The following is an 11,937-nucleotide window of genomic DNA, read 5'->3' on the forward strand; positions in this document are numbered from 1 at the left end:
TCCCCGCCGGATCCGCGGGCGATCGCCCGGCCCGGGCCCTTGACGCGCGGCGCGCGGCTCCGTAGATTCCTATTCCGTAACCGGGTTTCGAATCCATCGGCCCGCGGAGCGAGGCGATGAGGCGGGTGAGCGCATGGCGGTGTCCGATCCGACGCACGCCGCCGTCCGCCATGCCACCACCCGCGACTGCTTCCTCGCCCTGCGCGAGGCCGACGGCCCCCTGACCGTCGCCGAGATCGCCGCGGGAACGGGCCTGTCCCGGCCCACCGTCGACAGCGTCCTGCGGGACCTCGCCGCGACGGGGCTCGTGGTCACCGCGCCGCCCGGCGCGGGAGGGCAGCCCGGACGGCCCGCCCGGCGCATCGCGCTGGACCCCGGCAGCGCGAGCGTGGCCGCCCTGGACATCGGATCGCGCACGGTGCGCTGCGTGCGCGCCGACGCCGCCGGGACGGTCCTGTCGCGCAGCGCGGTGCCGGTCGCCGGCGGCGGCATCGCCGACGCCGTGCTCGCGGCGGTGCGGGAGACGGGCGGGGCCCCGCGCTCCCTCGGCGTCTCCGTGCCGGGCATCATCGGCCCCGACGGTCGCATCGCCCACAGCCTCGTGGTGCCGGAGCTGAGCGGCCACGACCTCGCCGGGACCCTGCACGACCGCCTCGGCTGCGAGGTCGTGGTGGAGAACGACATCAAGCTCGCCGCCTACGCCGAGCGGCACCTGGGCGCCTCCGCGCAGGACATCGTCTTCGTGCAGATCGGCCACCGCATCTCGGTGGCCGTCATCGTCGGCGGCGAGATCCTGCAGGGCAGCCATCGCCTGGCCGGGGAGCTCGGGGCCCAGCGCGGCATGCGCTGGACGCCGAGCTCCCAGCGCGGGCGCCTCGTCTGGTCCACCGGCGACGAGGCCCGGCCCCTGCTCGAGCGCGCCGCCGCCGGGGACGCCGCGGCCCGCGCGGAGCTCGAGGAGTTCTGCGCGCAGATCGCCCCGCGCCTGGCCGGGCTGCTGCTGGCCGTCGACCCCGAGGTCGTCGTCATCGGCGGAGGGGTCTCCCGCGCGGGGGAGACCCTGCTCGCCCCGCTCCGCCGCGCCCTGCACCACCAGCTGATGACCCCGCAGCATCCCGAGGTCGTCGCCGCCCGGCGCCCGGGCGACGGCTCGCTGCTGGGAGCGCTGGGCCGGGCCTTCGAGCACGGCTCCGCAGCGCTCATCGGCGTCCCCGGCGTCCCGCCGCCCTGGCACCGCCTGAACCCCGCCCTCCGAGAGGACCATCCATGACCACCGACCTCCGCTTCGGCTTCAGCTCCTACAGCTTCTGGCCCAAGCTCGCCTCCGGCGAGATGACCCTGCTCGACGTGATCGCCTGGGTCGCCGACAGCGAGGGCGAGCACCTCGAGCTCGCCGTCCTCGGCGACGACCCGGACAGCCCCATCCCGAACATCGAATCGGACCCGGCCTACGTCCGCGAGGTGCGCGAGGCGGCCGCGGCCGCCGGCGTCGTCCTGTCGACGATGGCGATCGGCGCCGACCTCTCCTCCTCCGATGCCGAGGAGCTCGCCGCGCAGGTCGCGCGCGTGCGCCGCTACGTCGACCTGGCCGACGCGCTGGGCATCCGCCAGATGCGCCACGACGTCGTCGCCCACGCCGGCCGGGAGGGCGACGACACGCCCCTGTTCGAGCAGGCCCTGCCCTCCATCGTCTCCGCCAGCAAGGAGATCGCCCGGTACGCGGCGACCAAGGGCATCACCACGAGCCTGGAGAACCACGGCTTCTTCGTGCAGTCCTCCGACCGCATCCGGCGCATCGTCCACGCCGTCGACGAGCCGAACTTCCGCACCACCCTGGACGTCGGCAACTTCGTGTGCGTCGACGAGGACCCCGCGGTGGCCGTCCCGCAGAACCTCCCGTACGCGATGGTCGTCCACCTCAAGGACTTCTACATCCGCCCCGCGGATGCCGACCCCGGCGAGGGCTGGTTCCGCAGCCGCGGCGGCAAGCACCTGCGCGGCGCGGTCGTCGGCAACGGCGACATCGATCTGCGCGCCGTCGCCCGCGCCATCGCGGAGTCCGACTACTCGGGCTTCGTGTCCCTCGAGTTCGAGGGCTGGGAGGACAGCCTGCTGGGCTGCTCCCGCGGCCTCGCCAACGCCAAGCGCCTGCTCGAGAACGCCTGACCCCGGCCATCGGCCGGATCCATCCCTGGAAGAACTGAGGAAGACACCCCATGACCAAGCTCCGCATCGGCGTGATCGGCGCCGGCAGCATCGCGCAGATCCACCTGGAGTCCTACCGCGGCAACCCCGACGCCGAGATCGTCGCCGTCGCCGACATCAACCACGAGCGCGCCCGCTCGGTCGCGGACAGCTTCGGCGCCCCCGACGCCTACGGAGATCCCCACGAGATGCTCGCGGACCCGAGCATCGACGCGGTGAGCGTGTGCACCTGGAACAACTCGCACGCCACCTGGGCGATCGCGGCGATCGAGGCCGGCAAGCACGTGCTGGTGGAGAAGCCCATCGCCCGCACCCTCGCCGAGGCCCTCGAGATCCAGCGGATCGCCGAGGCCCACGACGTCGTGGTGCAGGTCGGCTTCGTGCGCCGCCACGCCCCGAACTGCCAGGTGCTCAAGTCCTTCATCGACGCCGGGGACCTGGGCGAGATCTACTACGCCAAGGCCAGCTGCATCCGCCGCAACGGCAACCCCGGCGGCTGGTTCGCCGACAAGGAGATCGCCGGCGGCGGCCCGCTGCTGGACATCGGCGTGCACGTGCTGGACCTCGCCTGGTACCTCATGGGCAGCCCGAAGGCCGTCGCCGTGAGCGGCACCGTCGCCCACCGGCTGGGCAACCGGGCGCACATCACGACCATGCCCCGGTACCAGGTCGCGGACTACGACCCGACGAAGAACAGCGTCGAGGACATGGCCAGCGCCATGATCCGCTTCGAGAACGGCGCCACGCTGATGCTCGACTGCTCGTACTCGCTGCACGCCACGAAGGACTCGATCGCGGTGTCCGTGCACGGGGACAAGGGCGGCGCGGACCTCGAGCCCTCCCTCCAGATCGCGACGGAGATGCACGACTCGGTCGTCAACATCACCCCGCAGATCTCCTCGGGGACCTTCGAGTTCGGCCCCGGGTTCGCCCGCGAGATCCAGAACTTCGTCGACACCTGCCAGGGCCGCGCCGAGTCCGTCGCCCCGGCCTGGCACGGCGTCGAGGTCGTGCGGCTGCTCGAGGCGATCTACCGCTCGGCCGAGGAGGGACGCGAGATCTCGCTGGTCTGAGCCGCGCCCGGCGCCCCCGGCCAGGGACCGTCCAGGAAGGGGAGCACCTCGTCCAGGACATCCCGGGCCGGGGAGAGGGTGCTCGCGTGGGTGCGGCCCGGCAGCGGGACGAAGCGCCCGTGCGGCATGAGGCCTGCGGCATGGCGGGACTGCGTGAGACGGGGCACGTCCCGCTCGCCGGTCATCCACAGCGCCGGGACCGCGCAGGCCGACAGCCGCTCCTCGGCGACGCCGGGCGTGGCATCGGTCGCGGTGAACAGGGCCGCCATGGCCTGCGGGTCCGCCCGGAGGAAGGCGGTGCGGGTGGACTGCGCGGTGCGTCCGGGAGCGTCGGCGCCCAGGCCCTGACGGGTGCAGAAGGCGTCCATGCCCTCCTCACGGAGGGTGTCGACGGTGCCGGGGAAGAACAGGGAGTCCACCGCGCCGCGCTGATCGGCCGCGGAGCCGCCCAGGCACACCAGGCGCGCCACGCGCCCGGGATGCTCGAGGGCCAGGGTGAGGGCCAGGCGCGCGCCCAGGGAATAGCCGATGACCCCCACCGGCTCCTGCGCGCCGAGGCGGTCCAGGACCGCGAGGACATCGGCCGCGAGGACCTGCTGGGTGTAGGCCCGAGGATCGTGGGGCTTCCCGGAGCGCCCGTGGCCGCGCAGGTCCAGCCGCACCACGCGGTGCCCGGCGGCGAGCGGCTCCAGGTAGCCCAGGCCCCGCCAGATCGCGCGGGAGAGCACCGAGCCGTGCAGCAGGACCAGCGTGCGCGGGGCCGCGGCGGCATCGGCCGGCTCGGTCACGTCGTAGGCGATCGGCACGGCGTCGACCGGGGACGGGACGATGGGCATGAGGCTCCTCGGGGCGGGCGCGGGCAGGACGGGCAGGGGAACGGACGGCCAGGGGAACGGACGGGGCCGAGGCGCCGGGATCTCAGGATCCCGGCGCCTCGGCCCCGTGCTGCGGCCCTCCGCGGGCCGCGCGCGTCACAGCGCGGAGCTGATCTTCTCGACCAGGGCGTTCAGGGTCTGCGAGGGACGCATGACCTCGGCGGCCCTGGCGGGGTCGGGGCGGTAGTAGCCGCCGATGTCCGCGGGCTTGCCCTGCACCGCGAGCAGCTCGGAGGCGATGGCCTCCTCGGCGGCGGTGAAGTCCTCGGCGATCGAGGCGAACGCCGTGGCGAGCTCCGCGTCCTCGGACTGGGCCGCCAGCTCCTGCGCCCAGTACAGGGCCAGGTAGAAGTGGCTGCCGCGGTTGTCGATCGTCCCCAGCTTGCGCTGCGGGGACTTGCCGTTGTTCAGCAGCGACTCCGTCGCCCGGTCCAGCGCATCGGCGATCACGGCGGCGCGCGGGTTCCCGGCGGTGCGCGAGAGGTGGCGCAGGGACTCGGCCAGCGCGAGGAACTCGCCCAGGCTGTCCCAGCGCAGGTAGTCCTCCTCGACGAGCTGCTGGACGTGCTTGGGGGCGGAGCCGCCCGCGCCCGTCTCGAACAGGCCGCCGCCGTTCATCAGCGGGACCACCGAGAGCATCTTGGCGCTCGTGCCCAGCTCCATGATCGGGAACAGGTCGGTGAGGTAGTCGCGCAGCACGTTGCCGGTCACCGAGATGGTGTCCTCGCCGCGGCGCACCCGCTCCAGGGTGTGCTTCGTCGCCTCGACGGGGGAGAGGATCCGCAGGTCCAGGCCCTCGGTGTCCTCCTCGGCGAGGTAGGCCTCGACCTTGGCGATGAGGTTGCGGTCGTGGGCGCGGGACTCGTCCAGCCAGAACACGGCCGGCATGCCGGACTCGCGCGAGCGGCGCACCGCCAGCTGCACCCAGTCGCGGATCGGGGCGTCCTTGGCCTGGCAGGCGCGGAAGATGTCCCCGGCGGCGACGTCGTGGGACATGAGCACCGCGCCGGAGGCGTCGCGGACCTCGACGCGGCCCTCGGCCGCGATCTCGAAGGTCTTGTCGTGGCTGCCGTACTCCTCGGCCTTCTGCGCCATCAGGCCGACGTTGGGGACGGTGCCCATCGTCGTGGGGTCGAAGGCCCCGTTCTTCTGGCAGTCCTCGATGGTCGCCTGGTAGACGCCCGCGTAGGAGGAGTCGGGGATCACGGCGAGGGTGTCCTGCTCGGCGTCGTCCGCGTTCCACATGTGGCCCGAGGTGCGGATCATCGCGGGCATCGAGGCGTCGACGATGACGTCCGAGGGGACGTGCAGGTTCGTGATGCCCTTGTGGGAGTTGACCATCGCCAGCGCCGGGCCGGCCGCCAGGTCCGTCTCGATCGCGGCGGAGATGCCCGCACGCAGCGTCTCCTCGAGGTCCTGCGCGCCGGAGAGGATCCCGCCGAGGCCGTTGTTGGGGGACAGGCCGGCCTGCGCGAGGACGTCCCCGTACTGCGTGAACAGCGTCGGGAAGAAGGCGCGCACCGCATGCCCGAACAGGATCGGGTCGGAGACCTTCATCATGGTCGCCTTCAGGTGCAGGGAGAACAGCACGCCCTGCTCCTTGGCCGCGGCGATCTGCTCGGCCAGGAAGGCGTCCAGCGCGGCGGCCCGCATGACGGTGGAGTCCACGACCTCGCCCGCGAGCACCGGCACGGAGGGCTTGAGCACGGTCTCGGCGCCGTCGGCGGCGACGTGGACGATGGACAGCGCGCCCTCGTCCTCGATGACCACGGACTGCTCGTTCGAGCGGAAGTCGTCCTGGCCCATGGTCGCGACGGAGGTCTTCGAGTCCGCGCTCCAGGCGCCCATGCGGTGGGGGTGGGAGCGGGCGAAGTTCTTCACCGCGGCGGGGGCGCGGCGGTCGGAGTTGCCCTCGCGCAGCACCGGGTTCACGGCCGAGCCCTTGACCGCGTCGTAGCGGGCGCGGATGTCCTTCTCCTGCTCGGTCTCGGGGGACTCCGGGTAGTCCGGCAGGTCGATGCCCTGGGCCTGCAGCTCGGCGACGGCCGCCTTCAGCTGCGGCACGGAGGCGGAGATGTTGGGCAGCTTGATGATGTTGGCCTCGGGCGTCTTGGCCAGCTCGCCGAGCTCGGAGAGGGCGTCGGGCTCGCGCTGGTCCTCCGGCAGCAGGTCGGAGAAGGCCGCCACGATGCGGCCGGCCAGGGAGATGTCCCGGGTCTCGATGTCGATCCCGGCGGTCGCGGCGAAGGCCTCGAGGATCGGCAGGAAGGAGACGGTCGCCAGCATCGGCGCCTCGTCGGTGTGGGTGTAGATGATGCGCGACATGGTCGGGGGTGCTCCCTCGGGTCGGGGACGAAGAACTCTCTTGAGGTCAAGACTATCGAAGCTCCGCAGGGCCTGCCGGGCCGCGGCGCCCGCCCCACCATGGTGGCACCGCCCGGGGGCCCGCGTCGCGCCGCGCGGGATTCCGGCCGGCGGAGCGTCCCCGGGGCCGCGCGCGCGGACGCTCTAGACTCGGAGCCATGACCTATCTCGCCGTCACCGACCTGCGCGGGCAGACCCTCACCCCTTCCGAGCTGGCCGCGGCCCTGCCGCGCGCCGAGGTGGACGTCGAGTCCGCCGTCGCCGCCGTGCGGCCCCTGGTCGAGGACGTCGCCCATCGCGGTGCCGCGGCGGTGCTGGAGGCCTCCGAGCGCTTCGACGGCGTGCGGCCGGCCCACCTCCGCGTCCCGCAGGCCGAGCTGGACCGGGCCCTCGCGGAGCTGGACCCGGCGATCCGCGCCGCGCTCGAGGACGCCATCTCCCGCGTCCGCGCGGTGTCCCAGGGCGATGTGCGCTCCGAGGAGCGGGTCCAGGTCGTCCCCGGCGGCATCGTCACCCAGCGCTGGGTGCCGGTGCGGCGGGTGGGGCTGTACGCCCCCGGCGGCCGCGCCGTCCTGCCCAGCAGCGTCGTGATGAACGTCGTCCCGGCCCAGGTCGCCGGCGTCGAGCAGATCGTCCTCGCGTCCCCGCCGCAGAAGGAGTTCGGCGGCCTCCCGCACCCCACGGTCCTGGCGGCCTGCGCGCTGCTGGGGGTCACCGAGGTGATCGCCGCGGGCGGCGCCCAGGCCATCGCCGTGCTCGCCCACGGCGCGCCCGACCTCGGCGACGGCACCGTCCTGGATCCCGTCGACCTCATCACCGGCCCCGGCAACATGTACGTCGTCGCCGCCAAGCGCCTGGTCTCCTCCCGGGTGGGCATCGATGCCGAGGCCGGCCCCACCGAGATCGCGATCCTCGCCGACTCCTCGGCCGATGCCCGCTTCGTCGCCGCCGATCTCATCTCCCAGGCCGAGCACGACCCGCTGGCCGCGAGCATCCTCGTCACGGACGACGCCCCGCTCGTCGCACGGGTCGAGGAGCAGCTCGCGCTGCAGGTGCCCGATGCCCTGCACGCCGAGCGGATCGCCGAGGCCCTGCGCGGCCGCCAGAGCGGCGCGATCCTCGTCGAGGACATGGACCGCGGCCTCGAGGTCGTCAACAGCTACGGCGCCGAGCACCTGGAGATCCAGACCCGCGAGGCCGCGGCCGTCGCCGCGCGGGTCCGCAACGCCGGGGCGGTGTTCGTCGGCGACCACAGCCCCGTGAGCCTCGGGGACTACGCCGCCGGCTCCAACCACGTGCTGCCCACCGGCGGCACCTCCCGCAGCACGGGCGGGCTGGGCGTGCAGACGTTCCTGCGCGGCATCCACGTCGTCGAGTACGACCGCACGGCGCTCGAGGGCGCCCGCGCCACCGCGACCACGCTCGCCGTCGCCGAGGGCCTGCCCTCCCACGGCCGCGCCGTCGACATCCGCTTCGAGGGCTAGCCCGGGGCGGGCGGGCCCGCGCCGGGTCCGCGCACGCCGCACGCGCACGCGCCGCGGAACGCAGTTCCCGGAATTGTCACTCCCTATGCCATCCGGACGCCCCGGATGGCATAGGGAGTGACAATTCCGGGACGGTCGGCGGGGTCGGGCGACCGATGGGGTCAGGAGCGGGGGTCGGCGGGGGAGTCCTCGACGGATTCGGCCGATGCGGCGGAGGAGAGGTCGATGACCTGCAGGCGCTCGCCGCGGGTGAGGAACAGCGCCACCGCGCGCCATCCCAGCATCAGCACGCCCGTGACGATCGCGGTGACGACCACGAAGCTCGTCTCGGTGCCGGCGGAGAACAGGGTGCGGATCGCCATGCAGCAGACCACGGTGATCGCCCAGATGAACACGCCGTGCGGCCACAGCCGGAAGGGCGCGCGCCAGGAGCGGATCGCCAGGTGGCCGATCAGCACGCCCACCAGGAACGGCCAGCCGACCAGGAACATGTTCTGGGCCGACATCTCCTGCCCGTGCTGGAAGAGGCCGATGATCACGAACAGCATCACGGCGAGGACATCGCCGATCAGGGCACCCACGGAGCGGAACATGCGACCCAGGGTAGTGCGGGAGGCTCGGAGCGCCCTGCGCCGACGGCCCCGATCCGGGCCCGCCGCGACGAGCGTCACGCCCGGCCCTCCGGTGCCCGGACGCGCCCGAGGCGCAGGCGCGCACAGGCTCTACCATGGGGCCATGCCCGCACCCAGCCCTGCGCCCACGACCGTCCCGGCACGCCCGGGCATCCCCGTCCCGCGCGAGGACCTGGCCGGCATGCATCCCTACGGCGCGCCGCAGCTCGACGTGCCGCACATGCTCAACGTCAACGAGAACCCCTTCCCGCCCTCGCCGGCGCTCGCCGCCGCCCTGGGCGCGGCGGTGACCGAGGCCGCCGCGGGCCTGAACCGCTATCCCGACCGCGAGTTCACCGCCCTGCGCTCCGACCTCGCCGCCTATGTGGGGGCGGAGGCGCAGGTCCCCACGCCCGAGGTCGACCAGGTGTGGGCCGCGAACGGCTCCAACGAGGTCATGCACCAGCTGATGCTGGCCTTCGGCGGGCCGGGGCGCACGGCGCTCGGCTTCGCGCCCCACTACTCGATGTACCCCGAGTACGCGCGGGACACCTTCACCCGCTGGGTCGCCGCGCCGCGCGGCCCGGCCCCGGACTTCGCCCTCACCGCCGAGCAGGTCACCGACGCGATCGCGCAGCACGACCCGGACGTGGTCGTGCTGACCAGCCCCAACAACCCCACCGGCACGGCGCTGGACCTCGAGCTGGTCCGCGCGGCCGCCGCGGCCCTGGCGCCGCGCCGCGGGCTGCTGGTGGTCGACGAGGCCTACGGCGAGTTCCGCCGCGACGGCGTGCCCAGCGCGCTGACCCTCCTGCCCGAGCTCCCGAACCTGGCCGTCTCCCGCACGATGTCCAAGGCCTTCGCCCTGGCCGGGGCGCGGGTGGGCTACCTGGTGGCCGATGCCGCGATCGTCGATGCGATCCGCATCGTCCGCCTGCCCTACCACCTCTCCGCCGTCACGCAGGCCGTGGCGCGCACCGCGCTCGCCCACGCCGAGGAGCTGCTCTCGCAGGTCAAGGTGCTGCGCGAGGAGCGCGACGCCCTCGCCGAGCACCTGCTCGCCCGGGGCCACGAGGTCGCCCCCTCGGATGCGAACTTCATCCTGTTCCACGTCGGCGGCGACCGCCACGCCGTCTGGCAGACGCTGCTCGATCACGGGGTCCTGATCCGCGAGGTCGGCCCCGAGGGCTGGCTGCGGGTCTCCATCGGCACCCCCGACGACAACGCCGCTTTCCGCACCGCCCTCGAGGAGGCCGACCCCCGATGACCGCTCCCCGCACCGCCCGCATCAGCCGCAGCACCCGCGAATCCTCGGTCGAGGTCTTCCTCGACCTCGACGGCACCGGCGCGGTGGACGTGTCCACCTCCGTGCCGTTCTTCGACCACATGCTCACGGCGCTGGGCACGCACGCCCGCTTCGACCTCACCGTGAAGGCGACCGGCGACACCCACATCGACGTGCACCACACCGTCGAGGACACCGCGATCGTGCTGGGCCAGTGCCTGCGCGAGGCGCTCGGCGACAAGCACGGCATCACCCGCTTCGGCGATGCGATCGTGCCGCTGGACGAGGCGCTCGCCCAGGCGGTCGTGGACGTCTCGGGACGCCCCTACTGCGTGCACACGGGCGAGCCGGAGGGGCAGGAGTACCACCTCATCGGCGGGCACTTCACCGGCGCCCTGACCCGGCACGTGCTGGAGTCCCTGGCCCACCACGCCGCGATCTGCCTGCACGTGCGCGTGCTCGCCGGCCGCGACCCCCACCACATCGTCGAGGCTCAGTTCAAGGCGCTCGCGCGGGCCCTGCGCGCCGCCTGCGAGCCCGATCCCCGGGTCACCGGGGTCCCGTCCACCAAGGGAGCGCTGTGAGCATCACCCCCGAACCGCCGCGCGAGGGCGAGGACCCCCGCGAGGACGACATCGACGCCGAGTTCGCGCGGCTGACCCAGGGCCTGTCCCTGGAGGAGGCCCCGCTCACGGTGGAGGACGTGCTGTCCGCGCCGTCGACCGGGAGCGAGCCCGAATCCGACGATGCGGCCGACGAGGAGCCGGCGATCGCGGTCGTGGCCACCTCCGTGGCCGCCGCCAAGGCGCTCGCCGGGGCGATCCGCCTGGGCCGGGAGGCCCGCACCGACGGCATCGACATCCCGCAGGGCACCCTCGTGTACTCCTCGGAGACCGGAGCCATCGCCGCCGGCCCCCTGCAGGAGGTCTCCGCCCACGACCTCGCGGCCGTGGTCTCCACCGCGCTGCAGCGCCACGGCGTCGTGCTGTTCTGGCGCCGCGGCGACCGGATGACCGCCACCCGCTACCGCGGCGGCGAGCGGGGCGAGGACGTCTCGCCGGCGCTCGTCCTCGGCGCCGTCGACCCGCTGGTCGAGCAGCTGCTCGTCGGCGGTGTCGGCATCGACGAGCTGGGGGAGGGCATCGACCCCTCGCAGGTCTCCCGCGCCCAGGCGCTGCGATGGATCGCCTTCGGCCGGAGGAAGGACTCATGAGCGAGCCCGGACCCCGCATCGTCGTCCTGGACCACGGCAGCGGCAACGTCCGCTCCGTGGTGCGGGCGCTCGAGGCCGCCGGCGCGCAGGTCGCCCTCACGGCCGATGCCGACCAGGCCCTCGCGGCCGACGGCCTGGTCGTCCCCGGCGTCGGCGCCTACGAGGCCACCATCGCCCAGATCCGCGCCGTCGGCGGCGACCGCATCATCGAGCGGCGCCTGGCCGGCGGGCTGCCGGTCCTCGGGATCTGCGTCGGCCTGCAGGTCATGTTCGAGCGCGGCACCGAGCACGGCGTCACCAGCACCGGGCTCGGCCAGTGGCCGGGAGAGGTGACCCGGCTGCAGGCGCCCGTGGTCCCGCACATGGGCTGGAACACCGTCGAGGTCCCGCAGGGCACGCGCCTGTTCGCGGGCCTCGAGGAGGAGCGCTTCTACTTCGTGCACTCCTACGGCGCGCGGCAGTGGACGCTCGAGCCCGTCGGGCCGATGCCCGCGCCCCTGGTGACCTGGGGCGAGCACGGCGGCGACCGTTTCGTGGCGGCCGTCGAGAACGGTCCGCTGTGCGCCACCCAGTTCCACCCGGAGAAGTCCGGGGCGGCGGGCGCCCGGCTGCTGCGCAACTGGCTGGGGACGCTGCGCCCCGCCCCGACGGCCGCATGATCCTCGCCTTCGTCATGCTGTTCACCGGCGGCCTGCTCGCCGGCGGCGCCTGGTCCTTCTTCCGCGGGCGCAAGCCGTGGTGGGCGACCACGCTGCTGTCGCTGCTGGCGCTCGCCTGCATCGGCATCTCCCTGCTGCGGATCCTCAGCTGATCCCGCCCCTGCTCCC

12 protein-coding genes are annotated in these 11,937 nt (G+C 73.7%); 9 read left to right on the forward strand and 3 right to left on the reverse strand.

The window, feature by feature from the left end:
- Nucleotides 1-133: 133 nt before the first annotated feature.
- Genes ABD234_RS18410 through ABD234_RS18420 form a run of 3 tightly spaced genes read left to right on the forward strand, consistent with a single transcriptional unit; the run spans nt 134 to nt 3,278 of the window.
- Complete coding sequence (locus tag ABD234_RS18410; protein WP_344359367.1) at nt 134-1,270, forward strand: ROK family transcriptional regulator; 1,137 nt, start codon at nt 134-136, stop codon at nt 1,268-1,270.
- A complete protein-coding gene (locus ABD234_RS18415; RefSeq protein ID WP_344359369.1) occupies nt 1,267-2,166 on the forward strand; it encodes a sugar phosphate isomerase/epimerase family protein in 900 nt (299 codons plus the stop codon). The genes ABD234_RS18410 and ABD234_RS18415 overlap by 4 nt, the downstream gene beginning before the upstream one ends.
- A gap of 50 nt (nt 2,167-2,216) precedes the next feature.
- Nucleotides 2,217-3,278 carry a Gfo/Idh/MocA family protein gene (locus ABD234_RS18420; protein ID WP_344359371.1) on the forward strand — a complete coding sequence of 354 codons (1,062 nt, stop codon included), beginning with the start codon at nt 2,217-2,219 and terminating at the stop codon, nt 3,276-3,278.
- Here the strand turns inward: ABD234_RS18420 and ABD234_RS18425 are convergent.
- Both ABD234_RS18425 and ABD234_RS18430 read right to left on the reverse strand, forming a co-directional pair.
- Nucleotides 3,236-4,114 (reverse strand): alpha/beta fold hydrolase, encoded by an 879-nt coding sequence (locus ABD234_RS18425; protein ID WP_344359373.1) that lies wholly within the window; start codon nt 4,112-4,114, stop codon nt 3,236-3,238. The genes ABD234_RS18420 and ABD234_RS18425 overlap by 43 nt on opposite strands.
- A 135-nt stretch (nt 4,115-4,249) precedes the next feature.
- Complete coding sequence (locus tag ABD234_RS18430) at nt 4,250-6,478, reverse strand: NADP-dependent isocitrate dehydrogenase (protein WP_344359376.1); 2,229 nt, start codon at nt 6,476-6,478, stop codon at nt 4,250-4,252.
- 197 nt (nt 6,479-6,675) lie between these two features.
- Between ABD234_RS18430 and hisD the strand changes: the two genes are divergently transcribed.
- Nucleotides 6,676-8,001, forward strand: coding sequence for a histidinol dehydrogenase (gene hisD, locus ABD234_RS18435; protein WP_344359379.1), 1,326 nt, complete (start codon nt 6,676-6,678; stop codon nt 7,999-8,001).
- A gap of 161 nt (nt 8,002-8,162) precedes the next feature.
- Here the strand turns inward: hisD and ABD234_RS18440 are convergent, their stop codons facing one another.
- Complete coding sequence (locus ABD234_RS18440; protein ID WP_344359381.1) at nt 8,163-8,594, reverse strand: DUF3054 domain-containing protein; 432 nt, start codon at nt 8,592-8,594, stop codon at nt 8,163-8,165.
- 142 nt (nt 8,595-8,736) lie between these two features.
- Between ABD234_RS18440 and ABD234_RS18445 the strand changes: the two genes are divergently transcribed.
- From ABD234_RS18445 to ABD234_RS18465, 5 genes are read left to right on the forward strand one after another with little or no spacing between them, the layout of a single operon-like run.
- Nucleotides 8,737-9,879, forward strand: coding sequence for a histidinol-phosphate transaminase (locus ABD234_RS18445; RefSeq protein WP_038370798.1), 1,143 nt, complete (start codon nt 8,737-8,739; stop codon nt 9,877-9,879).
- On the forward strand, nt 9,876-10,481 hold the full coding sequence (gene hisB, locus ABD234_RS18450; RefSeq protein ID WP_038370800.1) for an imidazoleglycerol-phosphate dehydratase HisB: 606 nt from the start codon (nt 9,876-9,878) through the stop codon (nt 10,479-10,481). Before ABD234_RS18445 ends, hisB begins: the two co-directional genes overlap by 4 nt.
- Nucleotides 10,478-11,110 (forward strand): hypothetical protein, encoded by a 633-nt coding sequence (locus ABD234_RS18455; protein WP_232226187.1) that lies wholly within the window; start codon nt 10,478-10,480, stop codon nt 11,108-11,110. Before hisB ends, ABD234_RS18455 begins: the two co-directional genes overlap by 4 nt.
- Nucleotides 11,107-11,769 (forward strand): imidazole glycerol phosphate synthase subunit HisH, encoded by a 663-nt coding sequence (gene hisH, locus ABD234_RS18460; protein WP_038370802.1) that lies wholly within the window; start codon nt 11,107-11,109, stop codon nt 11,767-11,769. The genes ABD234_RS18455 and hisH overlap by 4 nt, the downstream gene beginning before the upstream one ends.
- Nucleotides 11,766-11,921: a hypothetical protein gene (locus ABD234_RS18465; RefSeq protein WP_198025337.1), complete on the forward strand. Its 156-nt coding sequence runs from the start codon at nt 11,766-11,768 to the stop codon at nt 11,919-11,921. The genes hisH and ABD234_RS18465 overlap by 4 nt, the downstream gene beginning before the upstream one ends.
- The last annotated feature ends 16 nt before the right edge of the window (nt 11,922-11,937 follow it).

It is taken from the genome of Brachybacterium phenoliresistens, from assembly GCF_039530785.1.
GTDB classification, from domain to species: domain Bacteria; phylum Actinomycetota; class Actinomycetes; order Actinomycetales; family Dermabacteraceae; genus Brachybacterium; species Brachybacterium phenoliresistens.

Excerpts from the sequence above, each read along its gene's own strand:
- ABD234_RS18410 (WP_344359367.1), top strand. The coding sequence starts at position 134 with ATGGCGGTGTCCGATCCGACGCACGCCGCCGTCCGCCATGCCACCACC.
- ABD234_RS18415 (WP_344359369.1), top strand. The coding sequence starts at position 1,267 with ATGACCACCGACCTCCGCTTCGGCTTCAGCTCCTACAGCTTCTGGCCC.
- ABD234_RS18420 (WP_344359371.1), top strand. The coding sequence starts at position 2,217 with ATGACCAAGCTCCGCATCGGCGTGATCGGCGCCGGCAGCATCGCGCAG.
- ABD234_RS18425 (WP_344359373.1), bottom strand. The coding sequence starts at position 4,114 with ATGCCCATCGTCCCGTCCCCGGTCGACGCCGTGCCGATCGCCTACGAC.
- ABD234_RS18430 (WP_344359376.1), bottom strand. The coding sequence starts at position 6,478 with ATGTCGCGCATCATCTACACCCACACCGACGAGGCGCCGATGCTGGCG.
- hisD (WP_344359379.1), top strand. The coding sequence starts at position 6,676 with ATGACCTATCTCGCCGTCACCGACCTGCGCGGGCAGACCCTCACCCCT.
- ABD234_RS18440 (WP_344359381.1), bottom strand. The coding sequence starts at position 8,594 with ATGTTCCGCTCCGTGGGTGCCCTGATCGGCGATGTCCTCGCCGTGATG.
- ABD234_RS18445 (WP_038370798.1), top strand. The coding sequence starts at position 8,737 with ATGCCCGCACCCAGCCCTGCGCCCACGACCGTCCCGGCACGCCCGGGC.
- hisB (WP_038370800.1), top strand. The coding sequence starts at position 9,876 with ATGACCGCTCCCCGCACCGCCCGCATCAGCCGCAGCACCCGCGAATCC.
- hisH (WP_038370802.1), top strand. The coding sequence starts at position 11,107 with ATGAGCGAGCCCGGACCCCGCATCGTCGTCCTGGACCACGGCAGCGGC.
- ABD234_RS18465 (WP_198025337.1), top strand. The coding sequence starts at position 11,766 with ATGATCCTCGCCTTCGTCATGCTGTTCACCGGCGGCCTGCTCGCCGGC.